Source organism: Tsuneonella dongtanensis, assembly GCF_001698205.1.
GTDB lineage: Bacteria > Pseudomonadota > Alphaproteobacteria > Sphingomonadales > Sphingomonadaceae > Tsuneonella > Tsuneonella dongtanensis.
In genome coordinates this window covers 2,265,551-2,291,688 of sequence record NZ_CP016591.1, presented here as the reverse complement: position 1 = coordinate 2,291,688, position 26,138 = coordinate 2,265,551, and the positions used below count along the sequence as shown (strand labels likewise).

Here is a 26,138-nt window from a genome sequence, read left to right as displayed (position 1 = left end):
GGAGCATTGCCGACATGGCGGTGCTGACCGTTCCTCCCCGCAAGATCATCAACGGCCTCTCGGTCGACGTCGAGGACTGGTTCCAGGTCGGCGCATTCGAGGACGTGATCTCGCGCGGCTCGTGGGACCGTCTGCCGCTGCGCGTGTCCGACAATGTCCTGCGGGTGCTCGACCTTTTCGCCGAGGCGGAAGCCAAAGCGACGTTCTTTACGCTGGGCTGGGTGGCGCAGCGCAACACGGAGCTCATGCGCCGGATCGCCGATGCGGGGCACGAGATCGCAAGCCATGGCTGGGATCACGCGCGGGTCCACACTCTCGACCGCGCCGGTTTCGGAGCCGATATCGCGAAGGCGCGCAAAGTCCTCGAGGACATTACCGGCGTGCAGGTGACCGGCTACCGGGCGCCGAGCTTCTCGATCGACCAGCGCACGCCATGGGCCTACATGGAGCTTGCCGAGCAGGGCTATGCCTACAGCTCATCGGTCGCACCCGTGACGCATGATCATTACGGCTGGCGCGACGCCCCCCGGTTCGCGTTCAATCCGCTGCCGTGGAGCGATCTGGTCGAGATCCCGGTGACCACGGCGATGCTCGGTGGCAAGCGCGTCGCCGCAGGCGGGGGCGGCTTTTTCCGCGTGCTACCCTATGCTTTCAGCCGCTGGGCGATCCGGCAGGTCAATCGCACCGAGCGTCGGCCGGCGGTGTTCTATTTTCATCCGTGGGAAGTCGACCCGGACCAGCCGCGCGTCCCGAATGCGCCGATGCGATCGAAGCTGCGGCATTACACCAACCTCGACCGCATGGCCGACAAGCTGCGCGCTCTGGTCCACGAGTTCGATTGGGGCCGGATGGACATGCTCGCGCACCGGGAGGCCTCGCGCGCGACGAGCCTTGCGGCATGAATGCCCCGTTCCTCGCAGCCGAGACGATCGCGCTGGCAGACTTGCGCGATGCGCGCGAGGCGGCACGCATCGAGCGGTTTGTCGCGGAACTGGGCGGCACGCCGTTCCAGAGACCCGCATGGCTGTGCGCCATAGAGCGGGGGACCCGCCAGCGTGCCCTTGGCCTGGTGGCTGAAAACCATGCCGGGCTGACCGGCTGGCTGCCGCTGACCGAGGTCCATTCACCCCTGTTCCCGCGCGCCCTGGTTTCGAGCGGCTTTGCCGTTGCCGGGGGTCCGCTTGCCACCTCGACAACGATCGCACGCAGGCTGTGCCGCGCGGCCGAGGAACTTGCCGTCCGCCGGGCCTGCGCTTCGGTCGAACTGCGGGGCGGCGAGGCCCCGACCGACTGGACGGTGCGGAGCGACAGCCATGCCGGCTTCGCCGCGCGGCTGGCTCCGGACGACGAAACGCAACTGCTGGCCATCCCGCGCAAGCAACGCGCCGAGGTGCGCAAGGGGCTGGAGCGTGACTTCGCGGTCGAAATCGGAAGCGCGGAGCGCGATCGCGCGGCGCATTACGCGGTCTACGCGCAAAGCGTCCGCAACCTCGGCACCCCGGTCTTTCCGCGTTCGCTGTTCGATGCCGTTCTCGACGCGCTCGATGCGGACATCCTCACCCTTCGGCTCGATGGCGAGCCGGTTGCCAGCGTCCTCAGCCTTTACCACGACGGCGTGGTCATGCCCTACTGGGGCGGCGGCACATTCGTCGCGCGCGCGACCCGCGCCAACGAGCGCATGTACTTCGAACTGATGCGGCACGCGCGGGAGCGGGGGTGCCGCACGTTCGACTTCGGGCGCTCGAAGACCGGCAGCGGGGCGTTCGCCTACAAGAAGAACTGGGGCTTCGAGCCGCAGCCGCTGGCCTATTCCACGTGGACGGCGCCGGAGCACGAAGCCCGCGATGTCGATCCGACGAGCGACGCCTATTCGGCGAAGATCGCGCTTTGGAAGCGCCTGCCGCTCGCCGTCGCCAACCGGCTGGGTCCGCCGATCGCACGCGGTCTCGCGTGATGGGCGAGACGCTTTTCATCGCGCACCGGATCCCGTTCCCGCCGGACCGCGGGGACAAGATCCGTTCGCACCATCTGCTGAAGGCGCTGGCGGCGCTCGGACCGGTTCACGTCGCGACGCTGGGCGAAACCGAGGCCGATTTCGCTGCCGAGCCGCTGCTCGCGGAGGTCGCGGCATCCCATTGCCTCGCCCGCAGGCCGATGAACCTGCCGCTCGCAGGTGTGCGCGCCATCGCCAGCGGCAAGCCGGTGAGCCTGACCGCGTTCGACAGTGCTGAATTGCGCCGGTGGATCGCGCGCCTGCTCACGACCCGGCCGATCGAAACGATCTTCGTATTCTCGGGCCAGATGGGACAGTACGTGCCGGATGGTTTCGCGGGGCGCGTGATCGTCGACCTGTGCGACGTCGATTCCGCGAAATTCGATTCGTATGCCGCCGAGCGCTCCGGCCCGCGCGGGTGGATCGACGCGCGGGAAGGGCGCCTGCTCGCGCAGGAAGAAACACGCCTCGTGAAGCGGTCCGACGCCACGCTGCTCGTCAGCGTGGAAGAGGCGGCCCTGTTGCGCTCGCGCATCGGCAGCGACGATGCCCGGATCATGGCCGTCGGCAACGGTATCGACACCGATTTCTTCGACCCGCAGGCAACCGAGCCGCACACGGCGCTCGTGGCGGAGGCGGGGCCGCACTTCGTCTTTACGGGACAGATGGATTACGCGCCCAACGTCGCGGCGGTGATCAGGGCGGCCCGCTCGATCATGCCGCTGGTCCGTGGCTGGCACCCGCACGCCTGCTTCCACGTCGTGGGCCGCGCGCCCAGTGCGGAAGTGCGCGCGCTCGACGGCATCCATGGCACACGAGTCTGGGGCGAAGTGCCCGACGTGCGCCCGTTCCTCGCCGCGGCGGACATCGTGCTTGCGCCGCTCTCGATCGCGCGAGGTGTCCAGAACAAGGTCCTCGAGGCGATGGCCATGGCACGGCCGGTGGTCATGTCTCCGGAGGCCGAGACCGGGATCGGCGGGCGGGACGGGGTGACCTATGCCGTCGCCAGCGACGACGTGCGCATCGCGGAGGCCGCGCAGTTGCTGCTTGCCGACGGGCCCCGCGCCTTGGCGATGTCCGCGGCAGCACGGCGGTTCGTGGTGGCCGAGAAGAGCTGGCAGGCCGCGCTCGCCCCGCTTTCGGGCCTGGTCCGCAGCCTAGGGGTAGCCCGCGATGCGGCGTGACCTCGCCGTTGCCCCTGCGCTAGCCGGTCTCCCTCCGTGGACAGCAGTGGCTCTGCGCATCGCAGCGGCCTGGGCAGTGCTCTTCATCGTCACGTTCCCCGAGTGGCGCGCGATGGCGCACCAGTGGTGGAACATCGACACCTACAACCATGTGCTGCTGGTGCCGCCCATCCTCGCATGGCTGGTCTGGCTGCGGCGCGACGAACTGGCACAGCTGGCGCCCCGGTCCTGGAGCCCGGGCCTCGCCTGGCTTGGAGCGGGACTGCTCGTATGCCTTGCCGGCCGGGCCGCCGACATCAACCTTGTCGCCCAAGCTGGCGCGCTGATGGCTTTTCAGGGCGCGGTTCTGGGCCTGGTCGGCCTGCGTGCGGCGCTCGTCATGGCACTCCCGCTCGCCTACTCGGCATTCTTGGTGCCGTTCGGCGACGAACTGATCCCCGCCTTGCAGCATCTGACGGCCCGGATCACGATTGCCCTGACCCAGTTGTCCGGGATCCCGCTATTGGCCGACGGGCTGACCATCGACACCCCCGGCGGCAAGTTCGTCGTGGCCGAGGAATGCTCCGGCGTGAAGTTCCTCGTCGCGATGATCGCGCTGGCAGTGCTTGCCGGTTGGACCGGGTTCACCCGCTGGCGCCCGCGCATCCTGCTGGTGGCAGGCGCGGCCCTGGTCTCGATCCTCGCCAACGGGCTGCGCGCCTGGGGGACGATCTACGTCGCACAGTGGGTCGGTGCGGAACGAGCCGGGAGTTTCGACCATATCGTCTATGGCTGGGTCTTCTTCGCGATCGTGATCGTGATGGTACTAGGGGTGGCTTGGCGATACTTCGACCGCGAACCGGGCGAGGCCGGATTCTCCGCCGCCCAGGTCGAGGTTGAACCTATTGTGCGGCTCGATCAATTTGCGATGTCGAATGCCGCGGCGATGGCGGGTATTGCCTTCCTTGCAATGGCCTTTGCCGCGCTCGGCGCGCTCGTCTAGGCACGCCGCCCATGTGCGGGATTGCGGGCATATTTCATTGCGGCACGCCCAAGCCGGTCGATCCGGCGCGGGTGAGGGCGATGACCGACGCCCTCGCGCATCGCGGGCCGGACGGGGAGGGGGTATGGAGCGCCCCCGGAGTTGCACTTGGGCACCGGCGCCTGTCGATCATCGACCTGACCGGATCGCCGCAGCCGATGGCCTCCACGGACGGCCGCGCGATGATCGTGTTCAACGGCGAAATATACAATTTCAAGGAGTTGCGCCGCGAACTTGAGAACGCGGGAGCGCGCTTTCACACCGATGGGGATACCGAGACGATCCTTGCCGCATGGCAGAAATGGGGGCCGGACTGCCTTTCGCGGCTGCACGGCATGTTCGCCTTCGCGTTATACGACCTCGACGCGCGGACGCTGTTCCTCGCGCGCGACCGGTTGGGGGTGAAGCCGCTCTTCACGGCGATGCTCAGCGACGGCAGCCTTGCCTTTGCATCGGAGCTGAAAGGACTGCTCGCGCATCCTCTCCTGCGCCGCGAGGTCGATCCGCTCGCGGTAGAAGACTATCTCGCCTGGGGCTACGTGCCGGACCACCGCTCGATCCTGAAAGGCGTCGAGAAGTTGCCCGCAGGCCACTACCGTCTGCTCAGGCACGGCGCGCCTCCAGCGGCGCCGACCCGCTGGTGGGACGTCAGCTTCGCCGAGCGCCGCCGGGAAAGTGCTGCCGACCTCGAAGCTGAACTGCTGTTCCACTTGCGCGAAGCTGTGACGAGCCGGATGGTATCCGACGTTCCGCTCGGCGCCTTCCTGTCGGGCGGGGTCGACAGCTCGAGCGTCGTTGCGCTGATGGCAGAGGCCAGCCGCGACCCGGTCCGCACCTGCTCGATCGGTTTCGATGAATCGTCTGTCGACGAGACGAATTATGCACGCCAAGTGGCGACGAAATTCAGCACCGACCACCGCGAACGAGTGGTCGCGAGCGACGATTTTTCAGAGATCGATCGCCTTGCCGCGATGTTCGACGAGCCTTTCGCCGATGCCTCGGCCCTGCCGACCTGGCGGGTCTGCCAGCTCGCCCGTGAGACCGTGACAGTAGCGTTGTCGGGAGACGGCGCCGACGAGGCCTTCGCCGGATACCGCAGGCATCGCTTTCACGCGGCCGAGGAGCGCGCCCGTCTGGTCCTGCCCGCGCGCCTTCGCGGACCCGTATTCGGGGCGCTCGGCGCTCTCTGGCCCAAGGCCGACTGGGCACCCCGTCCCCTGCGCGCCAAGACCACCTTCCAGTCGCTCGGTGCAAGCGGAGAGGAAGGCTACGCGCGCGCACTCGCGGTCGTTGCGCCGGAGCTGAGGGCAAGCCTCTATTCCGATGGCTTCCGGCGGGAACTGGGCGATTACAGGGCCGAGCGGCCCCTGATCGACCTGATGCGTTCCGCGCCGGCACGATCGGGTCTCGACCGCGCGCAGTACGCCGACCTCAAGTTCTGGCTCCCCGGTGACATTCTCACCAAGGTTGATCGGACTAGCATGGCGGTGAGCCTGGAGGCGCGCGAGCCGTTGCTCGACCACCGGTTGATCGAGTTCGCCGCGGGCCTGCCGCAAAATCTTCGGATCAGGGGTGGGCAGGGCAAGTGGCTGCTCAAGCACGCCATGGAACGCTACCTGCCGCGCGACGTACTCTATCGACCGAAGCAAGGCTTCGTCACCCCGATCGCGCAATGGCTGCGCGGACCGCTGGCCGGTGAGGCGCGGCGGATCGGACGCGGGGCGACGCTGGCGCGTACCGGGTGGTTCGATGGCGATCGCATAGCCGGACTGGCCGAAGCGCACATTTCAGGGCGCTCCGACCATTCACGGCTGCTCTGGCAACTTCTGATGCTCGACCGCTCGCTGGCGGTCCTGAAGATCGCCTAGCGGCTGTCTACGAGTACCAGTTCGGCGTCCTCGATCGCCTCGACCTCGATGACCCGTTCGCCGGTGATGGCGACCCCGTCACGCGCGCCGGCATCGTTGCCGTTGACGCGGTAGCGCCCGTCGACCGCGACCAGGTACTGGTGCCGCGAGGGATCGGCTTCGAAGCGAACCGTCTCGCCGGCCTTCAGCGTTGCCGCCATGACCTTGGCGTCGGCCCGGATCGGCAGCGCATCGTCGGCCTCGGGAGTGCCGCTGGCCAGCACGGTCCACGCGCCCGAACGGTCGCCACGCGGGAATTCGCGCGTGCCCCAGCTGGGCTTCTCGCCCGCGCGATCGGGGATGATCCAGAGCTGGAACAGCGTCGTCGCCTCGTCCTCGAGGTTGTATTCGGCGTGGGTGATGCCGGTGCCCGCACTCATGACCTGCACGTCGCCCGCGACGGTGCGGCCGCGATTGCCGAGCGAGTCCTGGTGGCTGATCGCACCCGAATGCACGAACGTGACGATCTCCATGTCCCGGTGGGGGTGGGGCGGAAACCCGCTCTTGGCAGCGATGTGATCGTCGTTCCACACGCGCAGTGCGCCCCAGCCCATACGTGCCGGATCGTGGTAGTCGGCAAAGCTGAAGTGGAAACGGGTGTCGAGCCAGCCGTGGTTGCGATGCGCGAGACTGTCGCGCGGACGGATATCGATCATCTGGATAGTCCACATCGGCGGGGTGTTGCCGCCGGAATGAAAGGAATGTGGGGCCTGCGCGCCCGGGTTCAACCCTCTGCGCCGTGTCCCAAGGCCATGTAGTCGGCGCTCTGCATTTCCTCCAGCCGGCTCACGGTGCGGGCGAATTCGAACGCGCCGTCTCCGGCGGGGTAGAGCGCTTCAGGCTCCGCCGCGGCGGTGACGAACAGCTTCACCTTGTGTTCGTAGAGAGCGTCGATCAGCTTGGTGAACCGAATGGCCTCGTTCCGGTTGTCGGGCCCCATCGCGGGTACGCCGACCAGCACCACGGTATGGTAGGCACGGGCGATTTCGAGATAGTCGGCCGCACCCCTGTTTTCTCCGCACAGGCGCTTGAAGCTGAATACCGCGACGCCCTTGAGGCTCTTGGGCACGTGCAGGGTACGCCCGCCGCCGAGGTCGAGCTCTCCGGTCGGCACGTTGGCTGCGTCTTCCGGACGATAGTCGGTGAGGCGGAAGAACGCCTCTCGCACCTGGGCGGTTGCATCATCGCCCAAGGGACTGTGCCATGAGTCCATCCCGGCCAGCCGGTCCAGCCTGTAGTCGACCGGCCCGTCGAGCGGGATGACGTCGAGGCGGCTTTCGACCAGCTCGATGAACGGCAGGAATAGCGATCGATTGAGCCCGTCCTTGTAGAGGTCGCGCGGAGGGCGGTTGCTGGTGGTCACGACCGTCACCCCTTCGTCGACGATCAGGGCGGTGAACAGGCGGCCCATGATCGCGGCGTCGGCGGTGTTGGTGACGACCATCTCGTCGAACGCGAGGCAGCGCACATCGGCCGCGATGCGTGCCGCCACCGGCGCAACGGGATCGCCCGCTTCCTTGGCCCGCTCGTCGCGCAGCATGCGATCGACCTCGAGCATGAAGGCGTGGAAGTGCACGCGGCGCTTTTCGGCGATGGCGAGGGTGTCGACGAACAGGTCCATCAGCATGGACTTGCCGCGCCCGACACCGCCCCACAAGTAGACCCCGCGCGGTGTCTCGTTCTTGCGGGCGAACCACTGCGAAAACAGGCCGCCGGGCTTGTCGGCCTCGAGCTCCTTCTCGAGTGAAGCCAGTCGCTCGGCGGCGCGTCGCTGGTCGGGGTCGGCGCGCAATTCGCCCGCTGCGATCAGCCGCTCGTACCGGGCAAGCAGGCCAGCCATCAGCCTGCGGCCTTGCGCACCAGCCCCGAGAAGGATGCGATTAGAACATCATCCTGCTCGACGATGCCGCGCATGAAGACGGTGCGCCGGGTCTCCTTGAGGACTTCAACGACCGAATCGAGCGGCTTGTCCATTGCGCCAGCCCCGATGAATTGCGTCGAGAGTTCCAGCGTCACTGCCCGTGCGCCCTCGTTGTCAGTCAACGTGCGCATGCCGGCGAACATGGAGACATCAATCAGCGAAAGGGTCACCCCGCCGTGGATCATATCCTGCAGGTTCGAATGCTTGCGTTCCGGCTGCATGCGAACGCGGCACTTGTCGCCCTCGATCCGAAGTATCAGCGGACCCATCACGGCGTGGTTGAAGCGCGTCTCGTCAAGGATGTTCCAGGTGTACCAGCCAGGATGGTCTTCGAGTGGGCGGTAGCGAAAGAAGCGTTCGTCTTCGCTCGACGACACGTCAGATATGCCGTTCGGCCTGCATCTTCTTGATCTCGGCGATCGCGCGTGCGGGGCTGAGCCCCTTCGGACACACGTTCGAGCAGTTCATGATCGTGTGGCAGCGGTAGAGACGGAACGGGTCTTCCAGCGCGTCGAGCCGCTCGCCAGTCATCTCGTCGCGGCTGTCGGCCAGCCAGCGATACGCCTGCAGCAGGATCGCCGGCCCCAGGAACTTGTCGCTGTTCCACCAGTAGCTGGGGCAGGCGGTCGAGCAGCACGCGCACAGGATGCACTCGTAGAGCCCGTCGAGCTTCTCGCGCTGCTCGGGCGACTGAAGGCGTTCCTTGCCGCTGGGCGTCGGGCTCACGGTCTGAAGCCACGGGCGGATGCTGGCGTACTGGGCATAGAAATGGGTGAAGTCGGGCACGAGGTCCTTGATGACCTGCATCGCGGGAAGCGGCGTTATGCGCACTTCGCCCTTGAGGTCCTCGATCGCGGTGGTGCAGGCAAGGCCGTTCTTGCCATCGATATTCATCGAGCAAGAGCCGCAGATCCCCTCGCGGCACGAGCGGCGGAAGGTGAGGGTCGGGTCGATCTCGTTCTTGATCTTGATGAGCGCGTCGAGGACCATCGGCCCGCACTCGTCGAGGTCGATCTCAAACGTGTCGTAACGGGGGTTCTCGCCGCTGTCCGGATCGAAGCGGTAGATCTTGAAGCTCTTCTTGCGCGTCGCGCCCGAGGCCGGGTGCGAGCGGCCCTTGCCGGTGATCTTCGAGTTTTTCGGCAGGGTAAAGGTGGCCATGATCGCGAGGGTCCTCGAGCGGAAGCTTGCCTCCCCATCTAACGCTTCGACCGGCGAGGGCAAGGGCAGGCGTTGCATCAGTCGTTGCGTCCTCGTAATCGGCTGCGGACATGCGCATCGCAATCTACGACCTTGACCGGACCATCACGCGGCGACCCACGTTCACCCCTTTTCTAATCTATGCCGCTAGTGCCCTGACTACTTGGCGCGTGGCCCTCGCACCGGTGTGGATCGTGCTGATGATCGGATATCGTTTCGGACTGTACGACCGCACTACGCTCAAGCGATTGGGCATGCGGTTGTTGATCGGGACGGTGCCTCTGGACAAATTGGACCGTGTGAGCGCGCGCTTCGCATCGCACCGGATCGCGCGCAGTGGCTTGCAGAGTAACGTTGTCCAGATGATTGAGAATGACCGTCGCGCTGGCGCGCGCATCGTCATGGCCACTGCTGCTTTTGAGTTCTACGCTTGGTATTTCGCCCGGGCCGTCGGCATCGAGGAGGTAATCGCCACCCGCTGGGACGGACAAGGCATACCTGGCGGCAATTGCTACGGACTGGTCAAGCGCGAGCGGATTCTCACTTGGATGGAACAGGAAGGCCTGGAAAAAGAGAATGCGCGAATTCGGGTCGTGTCGGATAGCTTCGCCGATGCACCGACTTTTGCTTTGGCCGACGAACCCATCTTCGTTTCAACAAGCGATCGCTCGACAGCAAGAGCACTGCTCAAGGGCTGGACTGTCGTTCCGGCAGCCCGCTGACCCAGTCGCGTATCGCAGCGGCAGCTCGGACCGATGCAGGCTGTGATTCTACGCTGAAAGTATACTCGAAAAGCTCGCGCTGCACGGCACGATACGCTTTGCCGATCTCGGCGAAATTGGGCAGTACTGCAACGAGATCCATGACCGTTCGAACGACCGGGCCTGCCTTTCGGAACACAAGCCATTCGTCTTCGCCTCGCTGCCGCCGGGACCGGGCGTCGATGAAGAAAGTCGGTCGCGGGCGAGTAAGGAATTCGTATACTTGGCTCGATACGTCGCCGATATACGCGTCAGCCCCCAGCATGTACGACATGTCGAACAATTTCGACGATGCAACGTCGATGCGAATGTTGGCTGCCCGGTCCGCCACTTCCGGAACTTGGGGCCGTTGGCGCGCGATCCGATACTCGGGGGAGACGTGAAGCTCCTTGCGAAACAGCATCACGTGTGGTGCGAAAATCAGGTTGAACCTTTGGCCGTCCGGACTGGCGAACCAGCGCAGTAGGTCCGGGCCGACATCATACCAACTCGACAGATAGGGGTCGAAGTGCGGATTGTAGACGAATGTCGGGCGTCCGTTTCCAAAGAAGTCGGGTCGCGCGGATAACTCGATAGTGTCGAATTTGGGATAACCGACAACCGTGATACTCTCGGGCGCCACACCGTGTGCAACAAGCTGATCGACGACCTTGGTGCCTGCCACGAAGACACGATCAAAGCGGGCAAAATCGGGATGATACGATACGCTCCTGTCACCCGCTCCATGGGGCAGAATAGCGAAGCGCGGCATCCGATCGGTAGGGATGAAGCGCATCACGTGTAGGCAAGTCCGCTCGGGGGATACGATGACATCAGCGGAAGCGAACGCTTTGCGGTTCGTGTAGAGGCGAAACAGTCGCGACGCTGGAAACAGCCGGTCGAGACCGGTGGCCAGTGCGCGAACAACGCTTGGCAGGCGAAGTTCGCACCACTCGATCCGCTGCGCCGCCACGTCGTCGATCAATTGGGTGAGGCGAGCGCGGATGGGATCATTGGCATACGCGATCACTGTTTGAACGTCCCGATGGTGTCGGGCGAGCGCGGCAGCGACAGGGGCAAGATGTGCTACCTGGTGCGCCGAGTCGTGATTGAATAAGAAGAGTGCACGTCGCATCGGAGAGTGCGCTAGAGGACCGCGTAACTGCAGACAACCGACGACCTGCCGTTCGCCCCTCCCTTGCCATTGCAGTTCTTCGCGCGCGCGCTACAGGCTGGTGCCATGAGCGAAGCGACCCGGCCTGCCGATCGGCGCAACGGTTTGAACAGCATAATGCGAAACGTAGCGTGGCTTATCGGCGGCAAGGGCTTCGGTGCGATCTGCAGCCTTGTCTACCTTGCTCTCCTTTCGCGGTCTCTTGGGCTTAAGGACTTCGGCCATTTTTCCCTCATCTTCGGGACCGCGCAAGCGCTAGTCGCGCTGACAAGCTTCCAGACATGGCAAACCATTGTACGATATGGTGCTGCGCCTGTACACGACCGACAATGGGATCAGTTCGGCAGGCTGGTTTGGTTTTGCGCCAGCATCGATCTCTTGGGGGTAGCTCTGGGCTGTCTCGTGGCGGTCGTGGTCTTCTTCGGGTTCGGCGATGCGCTTTCGCTTAACCCTGAATACACGGTCATGGCGTTCTGGTTCGTTTGCGCATTGCTAATCTCGCGAATGACAACGCCAACGGGTGTCGTGCGCGGGCTCGACCGGTTCGACATTGGCAGCTACGTTGAGGCGATCGTTCCGGCGGGGCGCCTCATTGCCGCAGGCGCGATAGTGCTGACGGGACCAAGCGTGGCGCGCTTCCTGCTGGCATGGGCCTTTTTCGATCTTGTTTCGGGCTTTCTCTATTGGGTTGCTGCGCGGAAAGTGGCGCCCCAGGCCCTTCGTTTCGGCAATTTCGGGCGGTGGTCCGAAGCCTTGGTTGAGAACCCCGGAATCCGTAGCTTCTTCGCGATGACGTTCGCAAGTGCCGCGCTTGACGCACTGTTCAAGCAAGGGCCTTTGCTCGCGGTCGGTTACTTTCTGGGCACGAGTGCGGCCGGGTTATACCGTCTCGCGGACCAGCTTGCGCAAGGCATCAGCCGCTTCGCCCAGCTCATCGCCCGGGCCGTTCTTCCCGAATTCGCCAGGGCGACCGCGCGTGATGACAGGGGCGACTTTGGCAAGTTGGTCCAACAGGTGAGTATCATGGCCGCCAGCGGGGGCGCAATCGTTACACTGCTGGCGGTTGTGGCCGGGCAATGGCTGCTGGTGCTCGTGGGTGGGGAGCAATTTGCCAAGGGTGCGCCCATACTGCTACCACTGGTCATTGCCTCGTCGTTCGAACTGGCCGCGGTTTCATTCGAACCTTTGCTCCTGTCGACTGGGCATGCGATCAAAGCCGTTGCGGCGCGCGCCGTTTCGATCGGCGCACTCGCCGCGGCATTCCTGCTGTTTGTGTCTGAGGGTGTCATGATCGCCAGTTGGGCGGTTCCCATCGGCATGGCCTTGTCGTCCGCTGGAATGGCTATTGCCGTCAATCGCGTGCTGCGGACGATGCGCGACGAGCCATGATCGCTTCGATCACCGGCAAATCCGAGGGCTTGTCTGCGTCGATGCAGGCTTCCGCGGCGTCCATCGAAACGACCTTCCCCAACAGCCCGAACCGGGCCGCGACCCGGTTTGCAAAGGTTTGAATGTCGATCAGCCGCAAGGCGGCTCCCAGAAGAAGGCCCGGACCGAACGCGCCGATGAGTTTGAGGCCCTTCTTGCGGTCCTGCTCGAGCCCGCGCCAGAAGTCGATGAGCGGCGTCACCTTCGGGCCATCTAGGCGAAAAAGGTTCGCGCCCGACCACGCACCGCCCCGGAACCTGAGCCAGGTCCGGGTCGTCGAATGGCCGGCCGCGGCGACCCGCTGACGTTCGACAAGACCCACGGCGACGTCGGACGAGCTTCCCTCCGCCAGGAACTGCTCGATCATGCCCCGAGTCAGCAGGACATTGTCCGCAGTGGTGACGAACAGCGGTCCCGATGCATTTGCCAGGGCGAGCTGGACCGCGTCGGCTATGGACCCGGCCGAATCCCGCCATTGTACCTGAGCGGCTGCCGCTATCGCCGCATCGGCTGCGAGTGGGGCGGTGTCCTGCGCAACGACCGTTATCGCACCGACCGACGGCGAGGCGTCCAGCGCGGCGAGCACCCACGCCAGCATCGGCCTACCGGCGATCGGCAAGAGCGCCTTGGTGGACAGGTCCGTACCATCGAGCAGAGGGTCCTGGCCGGGGCGGGATCCGGCAAGGACGAGCGTGGCGATCGGCGCGGTCATCGGCCCCGCGCCTTGCCCGATTGCGTGCCTGTTCGCCAGCGCTAGAATGATCGCCCGGGTCGCCAGGTCGGAGTAACGCCCGATGGGGCTCAAGCGCTGGTACGATGCGCAAATCATGCCGCGGGTGGTCACCTGTGCGTGCGGCCAGAAAGCGATCGCGCGGCTGCGGGTGAAGGTCGTGCCCCTGGCGCAAGGCAGCGTGCTGGAGATCGGCTGCGGCGGGGGACTCAACCAGCCGTATTACGATCGAGACAAAGTACTGGCATTTGCCGGGATCGATCCCAGTCGCGAACTGCTCGAAGGTGCCCGGCGGATGGCGGGAGAACGCGGTTGGTCAGGGGACATCCGCGAAGGCGTTGCCGAGGACATTCCGTTTCCCGCATCGACTTTCGACACGGTAGTCTGCACCTATACTCTGTGCTCCGTCGCCGACCACGCTGCGGCCATCGCGGAGATGCGCCGGGTGCTGAAGCCGGACGGCAACCTGCTGTTTCTCGAGCATGGCCGCGCACCCGATCCCGGCGTTGTCCGCTGGCAGCAGCGGATCGAGCCCGCCTGGAAGCCGCTCGCCGGGGGATGCCACCTGACACGGCAGATAGGCTCCGCGCTGCGAGGCGGAGGACTGGCGGTCGAGCCCCTAGGGCAGGGCTATCTTCCCAAGACGCCGCGTATCCTGGGCTGGATGGAGTGGGGGATCGCCCGCAAGAGCGCGCTTTAACAGCGGTTGCTAAGCGCCGACCTCCGCCGCCGCGCCCGTCACAGACAGGCACGGCGGCGGATCAGTCGTTCATTCGCCGAATGTGCGCGACCACCAGCCGCCGCGCTTGGCAGGCTTGTCCTCGGCTTCAGGCGTGCCGTTGGCGTCGTTCGCCGCAACCGTTTCCTTCGCATCCTCGGACTGGGGTGCTTCGGGAGCAGCCTTCTTGGCCCGCGTGCGCTTCGGCTTTGCCGGAGCGGCCTCCGCAGCCGGTTCGGCCGCATCCGCTTCGACAGCGGCTTCGGGGGCAGGAGCCTCGGCTTCGGCCTTCTTCTTGCGAGTCCGCTTGGGCTTAACCGGAGCTTCTTCGGTCGGAGCCTCTGCGACGGCCACTTCCGGCTCGGCTGCGGCTTCGGTATCGGCCTTCTTGCGGCGGGTGCGCTTCTTCGGGGCGGCTTCGGCCGCGGCTTCCGCGGTCTGCGGCGTGTCCTCGGGCCCCGCGACGACCGAGATGCTTTCGTCGACGGTATCGCCCACGGCCTCGGCCAGCGCGTCGGCGTCGGCCGAGCTCACGGTCTCGTCGCTCTCGCCCTTGCCACGACCGCGCCGGCGACGACCTCCACGACGGCGGCGCTTCTTCGGCCGGTCTTCGTCGTCGCGATCCGACGCCGCGGCATCGCGCTCCTCGTTACCTTCGTCGTCGTCGTCGTCGGAATCCTCGTCGGAACGAGGGGCGGCGTCGCCATCCTCGCGATCGCGGCGGTTGCGTCCACCACGGCGGCGGCGACGCTTACGTCCGCCGCGATCGTCATCGCCGTCGCGGCGCTGGCGACGCTCACGCTCTTCGACGTCCTCGTCTTCCTCGATCTCGTCCTCATCGTCCTCGATCGGCTCGTCATCGATTTCCTCGACGATCGGGGCGAACTTGGGAGCGGCAGTGGGGCGGGGGCCGCTGCTGGCCACGCGCATCTTGGCGCCTTCATCCTCGCCTTCGGGAAGGACCTCCACGTTGACGCCGTAGCGGTCCTCGATCTCGGCGAGATCGCCACGCTTGGCATTGAGGAGATAGATCGCCGCCTCGGTGGAAGCATAGAGCGAAATCTGCGTTCCCTTGCCCTTGGCTGCCTCGTCCTCGATCAGGCGGAGCGCGGAGAGGCCCGCCGACGAGGCGGTGCGGACGAGGCCCGTGCCGTCGCAGTGCGGGCATTCGCGCGTCGTCGCTTCGAGCACACCGGTGCGCAGGCGTTGGCGGCTCATCTCCATGAGGCCGAAGCCCGAGATGCGTCCGACCTGGATGCGGGCGCGATCGTTCTTCAGCGCCTCCTTCATCGCCTTCTCGACCTTCCGGATATTCGAGGAATATTCCATGTCGATGAAGTCGATGACGACGAGGCCGGCCATGTCGCGCAGGCGCAGCTGGCGGGCGATTTCCCGCGCCGCTTCGAGGTTGGTGGCGAGCGCGGTCTGCTCGATACCGTGTTCCTTGGTCGAGCGGCCGGAGTTGATGTCGATCGAGACGAGCGCCTCGGTCGGGTTGATCACGAGGTAGCCGCCCGACTTGAGCTGGACGACGGGGTCGTACATCGCGCGCAGCTGGTCCTCGGCGCCGTAGCGCTGGAACAGCGGGACGGGGTCGGAGTAGGCTTTAACCCTGCGCGCGTGGCTCGGCATCAGGAGCTTCATGAACTCCTTGGCCGACTTGTAGCCAGCCTCGCCCTCGACGACGACCTCCTCGATCTCCTTGTTGTAGATGTCGCGGATGGCGCGCTTGATCAGGTCGCTGTCCGAATGGATCAGCGCGGGCGCGGTCGACTTCAGCGTGTTTTCGCGGATTTCGTCCCAAAGGCGGGCAAGGTAGTCGAAGTCGCGCTTGATCTCGGGCTTCGTACGCTGGAGGCCTGCGGTGCGGACGATGAGGCCCATCGACTTGGGCAGCGACAGGTCGCTGACGATCGTCTTCAGCCGCTTGCGGTCGGCTGCCGAACTGATCTTGCGGCTGATGCCGCCGCCGTGGCTCGAATTCGGCATGAGCACGCAATAGCGGCCCGCGAGGCTGAGGTAGGTGGTCAGCGCGGCGCCCTTGTTGCCGCGCTCTTCCTTCACGACCTGGACGAGCAGGACCTGGCGGCGCTGGATGACGTCCTGGATCTTGTAGCGGCGACGCAGAGCCATGCGCTTGGCGCGCACTTCGTCGACCTGCTTGGCCCGGCTGCCGCGGTTGTCCTTGCCGCCCTTGCCCTGGCGGCGTCCGCGACCGCGACCACGGGGACGATCGTCTCCGCTCTCGTCGCTCGCGGCGTCGTCGTCGCCATTTTCCTCGTCGCCGTCGTCGTCGCCGTTCTCGAGATGGCCGCCCTCGATGGTGGCGACGTCATCCTTTTCGGACGTGTCGATCTCTTCGACGCCGTCCTCGGCAATTTCCTCGACCAGCGATTCGCCGGTTTCGTCGTCGGCGTCGTATTCGTCGCCGGGGGAGTGGCCTTCCTCTTCCTCCTCGGCGCGGAGCTTCGCCTCTTCCTCGGCGGCTTCCGCTTCCTCGGCGAGCAGGCGCTCGCGGTCCTCACGCGGGATCTGGTAATAGTCGGGATGGATCTCGCCGAAAGCCAGGAAGCCGTGGCGATTGCCGCCGAAATCCACGAACGCCGCCTGGAGCGACGGTTCGACCCGGGTCACTTTCGCGAGATATATATTGCCCTTGATCTGCTTGTGTTCGGCAGATTCGAAATCGAATTCCTCGATCCGGTTACCCTGCAGTACCGCCACCCGGGTTTCTTCCGGGTGGCGCGCATCGATAAGCATGCGCGTTGCCATTGTAATTTCTCCGTGCGCGTACCGCGGCGGGCCGGTCGGGACCGGGCCTGGTTCGGGGTGCGCAATCTGTGGGTGAACCGCCGCCGGAGGAGTGAAGTCCGATGGCGAAAGCGAACCGGCCCATGCGCGCATTCGCGCCGGGCCGGAGTGATGTGTCTGCAAGCATGCGCGTGCGCAACGGGTGCGCTGTCCGGCCCGAAAGGCCCCGTGAACCGCTCGATGGCGGTGTCGGGGACTGCGGGGAGGGAAGGCTCATCGCTTGCGTCAACCTGGTCGTCGAACCGGAAAAAACCCGGGAAAAAGAAAGCCGGACCGCCCCTGCAAGCGACAGCGCGACTTTGCGCAGTCGAGGCTTTCTGGGCAGTTGGCCCGGTTGCCGGGGTTGCTAGCACCGTGGGTTTCTATCGGCAACCATATTGCGCTTGCGCGACAGGACCCTAACCTCCGGCAGCAATGTCGCTGCGCGCCCAACTCCTGGCGATCTACCTCGCACCCGTGGTCGTCCTGGGCGCGTTGTACGCGTTCGGTCGCACGCTGCCGGTGCCGGTGCTCGGCCGCGATTACGTCCTGCATTTCGAACTGCCGCCCGGCGGCGAGCCGGCCGACTTGCCGCGCGTACTGGGCCCGCAGGACAAGTCTCGCCCGCTGATCGTGATCGACGCGGGGCACGGGGGGCACGATCCCGGAGCGAGTGCTGACGGCCTGCGCGAAAAGGACATCGTCCTCGGGCTGGCCACGGCCCTGCGGGACGAACTGGTCCGCGAAGGGGGAATTCGCGTGGCGCTGACCCGAGAGGACGATCGCTTCCTTGTGCTCGGTGAAAGGTTCGCGATCGCCCGCGCGCTGGATGCGGACCTGTTTCTGTCGATCCATGCCGATTCTTCAGGGGGCGTCGACGGGGTGACCGGTGCCAGCATCTACACGCTGTCGGACGAAGCATCGAGCCAGGCCGCCGCCCGCTTCGCCGCACGCGAGAACAGCGCCGACACGATCAATGGAGTAGCGCTCGACGGTCAGAGCGACGCGGTGGGCACGATCCTTGTCGAGCTGTCCCAGCGTCGCACCCAGTCTGACAGCGCGGAATTCGCCCGGCTCATCGCCCGCGAAGGGCAGGGAGTGCTGCAATTCCATCCCCAACCCCGCCGCTCCGCTGCCCTGGCCGTGCTGCGAGCGCCGGACGTGCCGGGGGTGCTCTACGAGGCGGGTTTCATTACCGACCCTGACGAAGCGCGGCGCATGGCATCACCTGAGGGCCGGGCTGCATTTGCGCGCGTGCTCGCCCGTGCGGTTCGCATATATTTCGCCAGGGCTGCGGGCACAGGCTGACCAAGCCACTGGCGCGGCGCGGAATCGCCGTGCTAAGGCCGCTTCGCAGATGGCCGACACGACGACTCTCGAACACTTTCGCTACCGCATTCGCCGCGATGCGCACGGGATTGCCGCCTGGTTCAAGGAGAACTGGCGCGAAAAGCGCTGGTTCCGTTGGGTCGCAAGTCTCGGCGGCGCCGGTCTTGTCGTCTTCATTGCCGGATGGATGTTCCTGGCGAGCGGCCTGCCGGATGCCGAGACCCTGGTGGATTACGAGCCGCCGCTGCCGACGATAGTTCGCGGTTACGATGGCGAAATCGTCCATTCCTATGCCCGCGAACGCAGGGTCCAACTTCAGTACGCCGACTTCCCGAAGAAGCTCGTCGAATCGTTTCTTGCCGCCGAGGACAAGACCTTCTTCACGCACGGAGGCGTCGACATCACGGGTACGCTGGGCGCTGTCGTCGATTATGCGACGAAGATGGGCTCCGGTGAGCGGGCGGTCGGCGGCTCGACGATCACCCAGCAGGTGGCCAAGAACATCCTCCTCGGCGACGAATACTCGGTGACCCGCAAGCTCAAGGAAATGATCCTGGCGCGGCGGATTGAGGGCGTTCTGACCAAGCCGCAGATTCTGGAGCTCTACCTCAACGAGATTCCGCTCGGCCGCAGGAGTTTCGGCGTGCAGGCCGCGAGCCGCGCCTATTTCGACAAGGACGTCGGCGATCTCGATCTGCACGAAATGGCGTTCCTCGCGATCTTGCCGAAGGCGCCGGAGAGGTATGGCCGCAAGAAGAACGAGGCTCTCGCGATAAGCCGACGCAACTTCGTAATCGACCAGATGGTCTCGAACGATTTCATCACCGCGGCGGAGGGCGCGCAGGCGAAGGCGGCGCCCTTGGGCCTCAAGCCCGCGCGATCAACGGTCCCAGTGGTCGATGCGGGGTATTTCCTAGAGGAAACGCGCCGCGAACTGATGGCTCGTTTCGGCGAGACGGCCGAGGACGGGAAGAACAGTGTCTATGCCGGCGGGCTGTGGGTCCGTACTTCGCTCGATCCAGAGCTGCAGACAGCTGCGCGCGATGCGTTGCGGGGCGGGATCCTGCGTTACAGCGCCGGCAAGGGGTGGTCGGGCCCGCTCGCGACGATCGACGTGTCGGACGACACGTGGCAGTCGCAACTCGCCGCCTCGCCGCTCGGCATCAATTACAAGGACTGGCGAGTCGGCGTCGTCACGGCGCGCAACGGCAACAGTGCGACGATCGGCTTCAGCGACGGCGATACGGCGCCGCTGACGGGTTTGCCCGACGGTCTGCGCGCAGGTCATGTTGTGGCTGCGGCGCCCAGCGGAAATTCCTATGCAGTGCGTACGGTGCCCGAGGTCTCGGGAGGGTTCCTGGTTCAGGAACCCGCCAGCGGGCGCGTGCTTGCGATGCAGGGCGGGTTCGACAGCCGCCTGAGCGATTTCAACCGCGCGACCCAAGCGCTCCGCCAGCCGGGTTCGACGATCAAGCCGTTCGTTTACGCGACCGGTCTCGATCAGGGTATGACGCCGGCGAGCGAGGTCCCCGACCAGGCCTACTGCTTCTACCAGGGGGCCGCGCTCGGCGAGAAGTGCTTCCGGAACTTCGGCGGCGGCGGTGGCGGTGTGCACACCATGCGCTGGGGCCTCGAGCAGAGCCGCAACCTGATGACGGTGCACATCGCCATGGAGGCGGGCATGCCCAACGTGACCCGCACCTTCGAGAAGATGGGAATCGGCAAGTACGAGAACTATCCTGCGTTCGCGCTCGGTGCGGGCGACACGACTGTCATGAAGATGGTCAACGCCTATTCCGCACTCGCGAACTTCGGGCGCCTCCATACGCCCACAATGATCGATTTCGTGCAGGACCGGCGCGGCAAGGTCATCTGGCGGGCGGACAGGCGCGAGTGCAGTGGCTGCAACATGGCCGAATGGGACGGGAAGGCGATGCCGCGCCTGGCCCCAACCGGCCGGCAGGTCATGGACCCGCGCACCGCCTATCAGGTCGTCCACATGCTTGAAGGCGTGGTCCAGCGCGGAACCGCGGTGCGCCTTCGCGCGCTCGAACTGCCCCTGTTCGGCAAGACGGGGACGACGACGGGGCCGACCAATGCCTGGTTCGTGGGCGGCAGTCCCGACCTTGTCGCGGGTATGTATATCGGTTTCGACAAGCCGCGGAACCTTGGGGGGTGGGTTCAGGGCGGCAATACGGCCGGTCCGATGATGATGGATTTCGTCAAGGCGACGCGCAAGCGCTGGTCTGACGATCCGTTCGTCGCGCCGGCCGGCGTTCGCATGGTCCGGGTCGATCGCCAGAGCGGCAAGCGCGTGTTCGACGCGTGGCCGACCAACGATCCCAAGGCGTCGGTGATCTGGGAGGCATTCAAGCCCGACACCGAGCCGCCGCGGGCTACCCGGCAGGACGAGATTGCCGCCAAGCGCAATGAAATCCTCGAGATGATCAGGCGCGGCAGGCAGGCCTCCGCCCGGGAGGCGACGACCCGTGAACGCGAGGAGCGACCAGGGGATTTCGTGGAAGAGCAAGGTGGCCTATATTAACCGCCTCGGAGAAGGATGAACGGATGAAAAGGCTGACTTGGCTCGCCGCTGCGGTGGCTTTGATGACGACCCCCGCAGCAGCGGGTTTGCCCACGGGTGCCAAGGCGCCGGTCTTCACCACACAGGCTGCAAAGGCAGGCAAGGCGTTCGGATTCAACCTTCGCAGCGCATTGGCCAAGGGGCCGGTGGTCCTCTATTTCTATCCCAAGGCGTTCACGCACGGGTGCACACTGGAAGCGAACGCCTTTGCAGAGGCGTCGCCGGAGTTTGCAAAGTTCGGAGCAACGGTGATCGGGATGTCCAACGACGACATCAACACGCTGAAGCTGTTTTCGGTCGAGGCATGCCGCAACAAGTTCGCGGTCGGGAGCGCGACGCCCACTATCGTCAAGGCATACGACGTGGACCTGAAGCGCGAAGGCAAGAGCACGGGCGTCACCAGCCGAACCAGCTATGTGATCGACCAGAAGGGCAATGTCGTCTTTGTGCATGAGGATCTGGACTACAAGGATCATGTTCGCCTCACGCTCGACGCCGTGAAGAAGCTGAAGGCGAAGAAGAAGAGCTGAATTCGCGCTCTTTCGCCACCTGCATCCGTCGGCTAAGCGGCGGCCGATCCCTGTTGGAGAAATGAATTCATGCGTGCCGAAGGGCAGGCCCATATCGAACGTATCGAAGCCGCGCTGGCACTGGTGCGCCAGTCGCTTGACTGGGAGCGCGCCCTGCGCCGGCTCGACGAGCTCAACGCTCGCGTCGAGGATCCGAAGCTTTGGGACGATCCCAAGGAAGCGGAAGCCGTCATGCGCGAGCGACGCCGGCTCGACAGCGCGATCGGGACGGTGAACGAGATATCCTCCGAGATGGCGGATGCGGTCGAATTCGTCGAAATGGGCGAAGCCGAAGGCGATGGAGAGATTGAGGCCGAAGGCCTCGCCACGCTCGCCAAGCTGGCCCAGCGCGCCGATGCCGACAAGGTCCAGGCGCTTCTCTCCGGCGAGGCGGACGCCAATGACACCTACCTCGAAATCCATGCGGGCGCGGGGGGCACCGAAAGCCAGGACTGGGCCGAGATGCTCCAGCGGATGTATACCCGCTGGGCGGAGCGTCGGGGGTTCAAGGTCGATCTGGTCGACTATCATTCGGGCGACCAGGCGGGGATCAAGAGCGCGACGCTGCTGATCAAGGGCGAGAACGCCTATGGCTACGCGAAAACCGAAAGCGGTGTGCACCGGCTCGTGCGGATCAGTCCCTACGACAGCAGCGCGCGGCGTCACACGAGCTTCAGTTCGGTCTGGGTCTATCCGGTGATCGACGACAGTTTCGAGATCGACATCAACCCGGCCGATCTCAAGATCGATACCTACCGCGCGTCGGGCGCGGGCGGGCAGCACGTCAACACGACCGACTCCGCGGTCCGCATCACCCACGTGCCGAGCGGCATCATCGTCGCCAGCCAGCAGGACCGCAGCCAGCACAAGAACCGCGACATCGCGATGAATATGCTGAAGGCCCGTCTCTACGAGGCCGAGATGAGGGCGCGCGAAGAGGCCGCCTCGGCAGAGCACGCCTCGAAGACCGACATTGGCTGGGGGCACCAGATCCGCAGCTACGTCCTGCAGCCGTACCAGATGGTGAAGGACCTGCGCACCGGCCACACCTCGCCGACGCCGGACGACGTTCTCGACGGTGCGCTCGACCCCTTCATATCGGCCGCACTGGCCCAGCGGGTGACGGGCGAGACGGTCGAAGTGGAGGATGCCGACTGATGCGCCGTCCGGCGCTTCTTTTTGTTCTGCTTTCGCTTGGAGCCTGCAGCTGGTCGGCATCCGATAACGGTGAACGACCGGATACCGCGCGCGACTTTCCGCGGGCGCACCGGCCGGTCTCGGACCTCAGTGGCAACCAGTTCTCGAACGAAACGCAGCGCGACAGCGTGGGCGAGGCGGCGAAGGTCATGGACCTTGCCGATATCAAGCCCGGGATGACGGTGGCCGACATCGGCGCGGGCGAAGGATATTACACGGTGCGGCTCGCCGAGAAGGTCGGCAGGCGTGGCCGGGTTCTGGCGGGCGATATCGACCGGGATGTCCTCAATCGCCTGGGCCAGCGCGTTGAGCGCGAACGGCTCGACAACGTCTCGCTCAAACTTGGCACCGCAGACGATCCCAAACTGCCCGAAAACAGCTTCGACCGCGTTTTCCTGGTTCACATGTATCACGAGGTGCAGGAACCCTACGCGTTCCTCTGGCGCCTGTGGCCGTCGCTCCGCGAAAATGGCCGCGTGATCGTTGTCGACGTCGATCGTCCGACCAATGAACACGGCATCGATCCGCTGCTGCTCAGCTGCGAATTCGAGCGAGTCGGGTTCCAGCTGGACGCGTTCAAGGATGCGCCCGAACTGGCCGGGTACTATGCACAGTTCAAACGAGCCGATAAGAGGCCCGAACCGGCTGCTATCAAGCCTTGCCGGCGCGACGCCGCGAATACGAGCGGCGGGACGCACTGAACCTCCCGGGGGAGCGATACACCGTAATGACATTCAAGGGGTTGCAGCCGATTCTTTACGGCGAACGCGAAGTCTGGCCGCTCGTCGAGGGCGGCAAGGGCGTGTCCGCGACCAACCACGCAAGCTCGGGCGCCTGGGCCGCCGCGGGCGGGATCGGGACCGTCAGCGCGGTGAACGCGGACAGCTACGACGAGGACGGCAACCCGATTCCGCAGGTCTATCCGCAAGCGACCCGCAAGGAGCGTTTCGAACAGCTCGTCCGCTACGCGATCGACGGCGCCACCGAGCAGGTAAAGCGCGCTTACGAGATCGCCGATGGCAAGGGCGCGATCAACATCAATGTGCTGTGGGAACAGGGCGGCGCGCAGCAGGTGCTGGAAGGCGTTCTGGAAAACTGCCCCGGTCTGATCACCGGCGTCACCTGCGGGGCGGGTATGCCATACAAGCTGGCCGAGATCGCCGCGCGGCACAGCGTGTACTACCTGCCGATCGTCAGCTCTGCCCGCGCATTCCGCGCGCTGTGGAAGCGCAGCTATTCCAAGGTGCCCGATCTCTTGGCGGCGGTGGTCTATGAAGACCCCTGGCTGGCCGGTGGGCACAACGGCCTCTCGAATGCCGAGGACCCGCGCAAGCCCGAAGACCCCTATCCGCGGGTCAAGGCATTGCGCGAAACGATGCGCGCCGAGGGTGTGTCCGAGGATACCGCGATCGTCATGGCGGGCGGCGTGTGGTTCCTGCGCGAATGGAACGACTGGATCGACAATCCCGAACTTGGCAAGATCATGTTCCAGTTCGGTACTCGGCCGCTGCTGACCGAGGAGAGCCCAATTCCGCAGGTCTGGAAGGACATGCTGCGCACGGTCGAGCCGGGCGACGTGCTGCTCCACCAGTTCTCCCCCACGGGCTTCTATTCCAGCGCGGTGAAGACCCCGTTCCTGTACGACCTGATGCATCGCTCGGAACGGCAGATCCCGATTTTCAAGCGCGAGCAGGAAGAGGGCACGATCCCGCTGTCCGATCACGGCAAGGCAAAGTATTTCTGGGTTCATCCCGGAGATCAGCGCAAGGCGCTGGCGTGGATGCACGAGGGCTTTACCGAAGCGCTCAAGACGCCCGACGATACGGTCGTCTTCGTCACTCCCGAAAGCGCAGATCAGATCCGTGCCGACCAGCAGGGCTGCATGGGCTGCCTGTCGCACTGCCAGTTCTCGAGCTGGAAAGACCACGACGATCACACCACCGGCCGCTTGGCCGACCCGCGCAGCTTCTGCATCCAGAAGACGTTGCAGGACATCGCGCATGGCGGAGATCCCGACGACAACCTCGCCTTCGCGGGCCATTCGGCTTACCGCTTCAAGCAGGATCCGTTCTATTCGAACAATTTCACGCCGACGGTGAAGGAACTGGTAGAGCGGATTCTCACCGGGGACTGATACCCCCGGAGATTATCGCCATAGCTGCATCGACCTGACGTCGCGGGGCAGGTCCGCATCCGTATCCTGGCCCGCGAAGACCCGCTCGATGAGTAACCATCTGCGCCGCACCGCCGTGCGGCGCCAGATCGATACGACGAATGTGTTGTCGAGCACCGGTCTGCCATCCACCGTCGATTCAAGTTCGATGGGGGCGGCGAAGATTGCCGACTTGCCCTGGCGGCGCGTGTAGATGCTCCCGTATCGATACCCCGTGCAGCGCAAGCGGGTTTCGGCGGCGTCGAGCCAACTGGCTCGATCGAGGATGGCCGGGTGTGCGGATCCGAACAGTATGACCAGGTCGCGGTCCGCCAGCGCCTTCATGTCCTTGCGGTCGCGGTTGATCCACGCGCGCATCCAGCGATGTTCCAGGGCCTCGATCGTGGAAGCGAAGTCGTTCATTACAAGAGCGAATACCGGACTGCGCTCGTCAGGCAAGCGCCGCTAGACGAGCCCTTCCAGCACTTGGTCGGGTGGACGATGGCCGTCGGCCCAGAAGCGGATGTTGGCGATGACTTTCTCGCCCGCCTGCTCGCGACCCTCGATCGTGGCGCTGCCGATGTGGGGCTGGGCGATTACATTCGGAAGAGCGACGATACGCTCGTCCACGCGTGGCTCTTCGGGAAAGACATCGAGACCCGCGCCGCCGAGATGGCCGCTTTCGAGCGCGCCTATCATGGCGTCGTAATCGACAAGGTCCGCACGCGCCGTGTTGATCAGGATCGCCCCCGGCTTCATCGCCGCAATGCGGGCTGCGTCGATCATTCCTTTGGCCCCGGGACTCGAAGGGCAATGGAGAGTGACGATATCGGACTGCGCGAGAAGGTCGTCGAGGCTTTCGACCCAGGTCGCACCGAACATCGTCTCGACCGCCTCGGGCAAGCGGTGGCGGTTGTGATAGCGGATGTCGAGGCCGAAGGCGCGGGCGCGGAAGGCGACGGCCTGGCCGATACGCCCCATGCCGACGATGCCCAAGACCTTCCCCGAAAGCTTGCGGCCGAGCAGCGCGCCGGGCGCCCAGCCAGTCCATTCGCCGCGGCGAATCAGCGAGGTCCCTTCACGCAGGCGACGCGGTACACCGATGATCAGCGCCATCGTCAGGTCGGCGGTATCGTCGGTGAACACGCCCGGGGTGTTCGTGACGATGATCTTCCGGGCACGGGCGGCAGCCAGATCGATGTGATCGACCCCCGCACCGAAACTGGCAATCAGGCCAAGCTGCGGTCCGGCCGCCGCGATCAGGTCGGCGTCGATCCGGTCTGTCACGGTCGGGACCAGGACGTCTGCCGTCTGCATCGCTCTTTCGAGTCGGTCGCGGCTCATCGGCACGTCATCGAGATTGAGCGCGGTTTCGAAAAGCTCGCTCATGCGCGCTTCAACCGACGGCAGCAGGTGACGCGTCACCACCACGTTGGGCTTGGCGGTCCGGCGCGGGGCAGGGCGGTCGTTCATGGATGTTCGGCTAGGGGGAACGGGGCGG

General features: G+C 65.2%; 23 protein-coding genes. 14 read left to right on the top strand and 9 right to left on the bottom strand.

What is annotated here, in order from left to right:
* Window positions 1–14 precede the first annotated feature (14 nt).
* From A6F68_RS11225 to A6F68_RS11205, 5 genes are read left to right on the top strand one after another with little or no spacing between them, the layout of a single operon-like run.
* Window positions 15–902, top strand: coding sequence for an XrtA system polysaccharide deacetylase (locus A6F68_RS11225; protein ID WP_067680040.1), 888 nt, complete (start codon window positions 15–17; stop codon window positions 900–902).
* A complete protein-coding gene (locus tag A6F68_RS11220) occupies window positions 899–1,954 on the top strand; it encodes a FemAB family XrtA/PEP-CTERM system-associated protein (protein ID WP_067680037.1) in 1,056 nt (351 codons plus the stop codon). Before A6F68_RS11225 ends, A6F68_RS11220 begins: the two co-directional genes overlap by 4 nt.
* Window positions 1,954–3,177 carry a TIGR03087 family PEP-CTERM/XrtA system glycosyltransferase gene (locus tag A6F68_RS11215; protein WP_067680034.1) on the top strand — a complete coding sequence of 408 codons (1,224 nt, stop codon included), beginning with the start codon at window positions 1,954–1,956 and terminating at the stop codon, window positions 3,175–3,177. The genes A6F68_RS11220 and A6F68_RS11215 overlap by 1 nt, the downstream gene beginning before the upstream one ends.
* Before the next feature lie 46 nt (window positions 3,178–3,223).
* Window positions 3,224–4,159, top strand: coding sequence for an exosortase A (gene xrtA / locus A6F68_RS11210; RefSeq protein WP_067680031.1), 936 nt, complete (start codon window positions 3,224–3,226; stop codon window positions 4,157–4,159).
* An 11-nt stretch (window positions 4,160–4,170) separates the two neighbouring features.
* Window positions 4,171–6,066, top strand: a complete 1,896-nt coding sequence (locus tag A6F68_RS11205) for an XrtA/PEP-CTERM system amidotransferase (RefSeq protein ID WP_067680028.1) — start codon at window positions 4,171–4,173, stop codon at window positions 6,064–6,066.
* Here the strand turns inward: A6F68_RS11205 and A6F68_RS11200 are convergent.
* The 4 genes from A6F68_RS11200 to A6F68_RS11185 all read right to left on the bottom strand — a co-directional run bounded on the left by A6F68_RS11200 (window position 6,063) and on the right by A6F68_RS11185 (window position 9,187).
* Entirely contained in the window at window positions 6,063–6,761 is a 699-nt protein-coding gene (locus A6F68_RS11200) for a pirin family protein (protein WP_067682498.1), read from the bottom strand. The two genes, A6F68_RS11205 and A6F68_RS11200, sit on opposite strands and share 4 nt — an antisense overlap.
* A gap of 68 nt (window positions 6,762–6,829) precedes the next feature.
* Window positions 6,830–7,945 carry a cell division protein ZapE gene (gene zapE / locus A6F68_RS11195; protein WP_067680025.1) on the bottom strand — a complete coding sequence of 372 codons (1,116 nt, stop codon included), beginning with the start codon at window positions 7,943–7,945 and terminating at the stop codon, window positions 6,830–6,832.
* Window positions 7,945–8,403, bottom strand: a complete 459-nt coding sequence (locus A6F68_RS11190; RefSeq protein WP_067680022.1) for a PaaI family thioesterase — start codon at window positions 8,401–8,403, stop codon at window positions 7,945–7,947. The genes zapE and A6F68_RS11190 overlap by 1 nt, the downstream gene beginning before the upstream one ends.
* 1 nt (window position 8,404) lies before the next feature.
* Window positions 8,405–9,187 (bottom strand): succinate dehydrogenase iron-sulfur subunit, encoded by a 783-nt coding sequence (locus A6F68_RS11185; protein ID WP_067680018.1) that lies wholly within the window; start codon window positions 9,185–9,187, stop codon window positions 8,405–8,407.
* Window positions 9,188–9,297: 110 nt separating this feature from the next.
* Here A6F68_RS11185 and A6F68_RS11180 point away from each other — a divergent pair, with 110 nt between their 5' ends.
* Entirely contained in the window at window positions 9,298–9,948 is a 651-nt protein-coding gene (locus A6F68_RS11180; RefSeq protein WP_067680015.1) for an HAD family hydrolase, read from the top strand.
* Here the strand turns inward: A6F68_RS11180 and A6F68_RS11175 are convergent.
* On the bottom strand, window positions 9,914–10,996 hold the full coding sequence (locus A6F68_RS11175; protein ID WP_084001802.1) for a hypothetical protein: 1,083 nt from the start codon (window positions 10,994–10,996) through the stop codon (window positions 9,914–9,916). The two genes, A6F68_RS11180 and A6F68_RS11175, sit on opposite strands and share 35 nt — an antisense overlap.
* A 210-nt stretch (window positions 10,997–11,206) precedes the next feature.
* Between A6F68_RS11175 and A6F68_RS11170 the strand changes: the two genes are divergently transcribed.
* Complete coding sequence (locus tag A6F68_RS11170) at window positions 11,207–12,529, top strand: lipopolysaccharide biosynthesis protein (protein WP_067680009.1); 1,323 nt, start codon at window positions 11,207–11,209, stop codon at window positions 12,527–12,529.
* Here the strand turns inward: A6F68_RS11170 and A6F68_RS11165 are convergent.
* Window positions 12,492–13,280, bottom strand: coding sequence for a nucleotidyltransferase family protein (locus tag A6F68_RS11165; protein WP_067682495.1), 789 nt, complete (start codon window positions 13,278–13,280; stop codon window positions 12,492–12,494). The genes A6F68_RS11170 and A6F68_RS11165 overlap by 38 nt on opposite strands.
* 82 nt (window positions 13,281–13,362) lie before the next feature.
* Here A6F68_RS11165 and A6F68_RS11160 point away from each other — a divergent pair, with 82 nt between their 5' ends.
* Entirely contained in the window at window positions 13,363–13,998 is a 636-nt protein-coding gene (locus A6F68_RS11160; protein ID WP_067680006.1) for a class I SAM-dependent methyltransferase, read from the top strand.
* 69 nt (window positions 13,999–14,067) lie between these two features.
* Here A6F68_RS11160 and A6F68_RS11155 read toward each other — a convergent pair whose 3' ends face one another.
* A complete protein-coding gene (locus A6F68_RS11155; RefSeq protein WP_067680003.1) occupies window positions 14,068–16,788 on the bottom strand; it encodes an Rne/Rng family ribonuclease in 2,721 nt (906 codons plus the stop codon).
* A 453-nt stretch (window positions 16,789–17,241) separates the two neighbouring features.
* Here A6F68_RS11155 and A6F68_RS11150 point away from each other — a divergent pair, with 453 nt between their 5' ends.
* The 6 genes from A6F68_RS11150 (at window position 17,242) to A6F68_RS11125 (ending at window position 24,619) form a co-directional block, all read left to right on the top strand.
* Window positions 17,242–18,114, top strand: coding sequence for an N-acetylmuramoyl-L-alanine amidase family protein (locus tag A6F68_RS11150; RefSeq protein ID WP_067680000.1), 873 nt, complete (start codon window positions 17,242–17,244; stop codon window positions 18,112–18,114).
* A 49-nt stretch (window positions 18,115–18,163) separates the two neighbouring features.
* On the top strand, window positions 18,164–20,680 hold the full coding sequence (locus A6F68_RS11145) for a penicillin-binding protein 1A (protein WP_067679997.1): 2,517 nt from the start codon (window positions 18,164–18,166) through the stop codon (window positions 20,678–20,680).
* Between the two features lie 23 nt (window positions 20,681–20,703).
* A complete protein-coding gene (locus tag A6F68_RS11140; protein WP_067679994.1) occupies window positions 20,704–21,249 on the top strand; it encodes a peroxiredoxin in 546 nt (181 codons plus the stop codon).
* A 69-nt stretch (window positions 21,250–21,318) separates the two neighbouring features.
* Window positions 21,319–22,446 (top strand): peptide chain release factor 2, encoded by a 1,128-nt coding sequence (gene prfB, locus A6F68_RS11135; RefSeq protein WP_067679991.1) that lies wholly within the window; start codon window positions 21,319–21,321, stop codon window positions 22,444–22,446.
* A complete protein-coding gene (locus A6F68_RS11130) occupies window positions 22,446–23,186 on the top strand; it encodes a class I SAM-dependent methyltransferase (RefSeq protein WP_067679988.1) in 741 nt (246 codons plus the stop codon). Before prfB ends, A6F68_RS11130 begins: the two co-directional genes overlap by 1 nt.
* 26 nt (window positions 23,187–23,212) lie before the next feature.
* Complete coding sequence (locus A6F68_RS11125) at window positions 23,213–24,619, top strand: NAD(P)H-dependent flavin oxidoreductase (protein ID WP_067679985.1); 1,407 nt, start codon at window positions 23,213–23,215, stop codon at window positions 24,617–24,619.
* 12 nt (window positions 24,620–24,631) lie between these two features.
* On the opposite strand, the gene A6F68_RS11120 is transcribed toward A6F68_RS11125, so the two are convergent.
* Window positions 24,632–25,060, bottom strand: coding sequence for a DUF4440 domain-containing protein (locus tag A6F68_RS11120; RefSeq protein ID WP_067679982.1), 429 nt, complete (start codon window positions 25,058–25,060; stop codon window positions 24,632–24,634).
* Between the two features lie 42 nt (window positions 25,061–25,102).
* Window positions 25,103–26,110 (bottom strand): 2-hydroxyacid dehydrogenase, encoded by a 1,008-nt coding sequence (locus tag A6F68_RS11115; RefSeq protein WP_067679979.1) that lies wholly within the window; start codon window positions 26,108–26,110, stop codon window positions 25,103–25,105.
* Window positions 26,111–26,138 lie beyond the last annotated feature (28 nt).

Bases quoted from the DNA above. Each gene is read 5' to 3' on its own strand.
- A6F68_RS11160 (WP_067680006.1), top strand. From the start codon at position 13,363: ATGGGGCTCAAGCGCTGGTACGATGCGCAAATCATGCCGCGGGTGGTC.
- A6F68_RS11145 (WP_067679997.1), top strand. From the start codon at position 18,164: ATGGCCGACACGACGACTCTCGAACACTTTCGCTACCGCATTCGCCGC.
- A6F68_RS11120 (WP_067679982.1), bottom strand. From the start codon at position 25,060: ATGAACGACTTCGCTTCCACGATCGAGGCCCTGGAACATCGCTGGATG.
- A6F68_RS11225 (WP_067680040.1), top strand. From the start codon at position 15: ATGGCGGTGCTGACCGTTCCTCCCCGCAAGATCATCAACGGCCTCTCG.
- prfB (WP_067679991.1), top strand. From the start codon at position 21,319: ATGCGTGCCGAAGGGCAGGCCCATATCGAACGTATCGAAGCCGCGCTG.
- A6F68_RS11205 (WP_067680028.1), top strand. From the start codon at position 4,171: ATGTGCGGGATTGCGGGCATATTTCATTGCGGCACGCCCAAGCCGGTC.
- A6F68_RS11140 (WP_067679994.1), top strand. From the start codon at position 20,704: ATGAAAAGGCTGACTTGGCTCGCCGCTGCGGTGGCTTTGATGACGACC.
- zapE (WP_067680025.1), bottom strand. From the start codon at position 7,945: ATGGCTGGCCTGCTTGCCCGGTACGAGCGGCTGATCGCAGCGGGCGAA.
- A6F68_RS11155 (WP_067680003.1), bottom strand. From the start codon at position 16,788: ATGGCAACGCGCATGCTTATCGATGCGCGCCACCCGGAAGAAACCCGG.
- A6F68_RS11185 (WP_067680018.1), bottom strand. From the start codon at position 9,187: ATGGCCACCTTTACCCTGCCGAAAAACTCGAAGATCACCGGCAAGGGC.
- A6F68_RS11150 (WP_067680000.1), top strand. From the start codon at position 17,242: ATGTCGCTGCGCGCCCAACTCCTGGCGATCTACCTCGCACCCGTGGTC.
- A6F68_RS11180 (WP_067680015.1), top strand. From the start codon at position 9,298: ATGCGCATCGCAATCTACGACCTTGACCGGACCATCACGCGGCGACCC.
- A6F68_RS11165 (WP_067682495.1), bottom strand. From the start codon at position 13,280: ATGACCGCGCCGATCGCCACGCTCGTCCTTGCCGGATCCCGCCCCGGC.
- A6F68_RS11215 (WP_067680034.1), top strand. From the start codon at position 1,954: ATGGGCGAGACGCTTTTCATCGCGCACCGGATCCCGTTCCCGCCGGAC.
- A6F68_RS11220 (WP_067680037.1), top strand. From the start codon at position 899: ATGAATGCCCCGTTCCTCGCAGCCGAGACGATCGCGCTGGCAGACTTG.
- A6F68_RS11115 (WP_067679979.1), bottom strand. From the start codon at position 26,110: ATGAACGACCGCCCTGCCCCGCGCCGGACCGCCAAGCCCAACGTGGTG.
- A6F68_RS11130 (WP_067679988.1), top strand. From the start codon at position 22,446: ATGCGCCGTCCGGCGCTTCTTTTTGTTCTGCTTTCGCTTGGAGCCTGC.
- A6F68_RS11200 (WP_067682498.1), bottom strand. From the start codon at position 6,761: ATGATCGATATCCGTCCGCGCGACAGTCTCGCGCATCGCAACCACGGC.
- A6F68_RS11125 (WP_067679985.1), top strand. From the start codon at position 23,213: ATGACATTCAAGGGGTTGCAGCCGATTCTTTACGGCGAACGCGAAGTC.
- A6F68_RS11170 (WP_067680009.1), top strand. From the start codon at position 11,207: ATGAGCGAAGCGACCCGGCCTGCCGATCGGCGCAACGGTTTGAACAGC.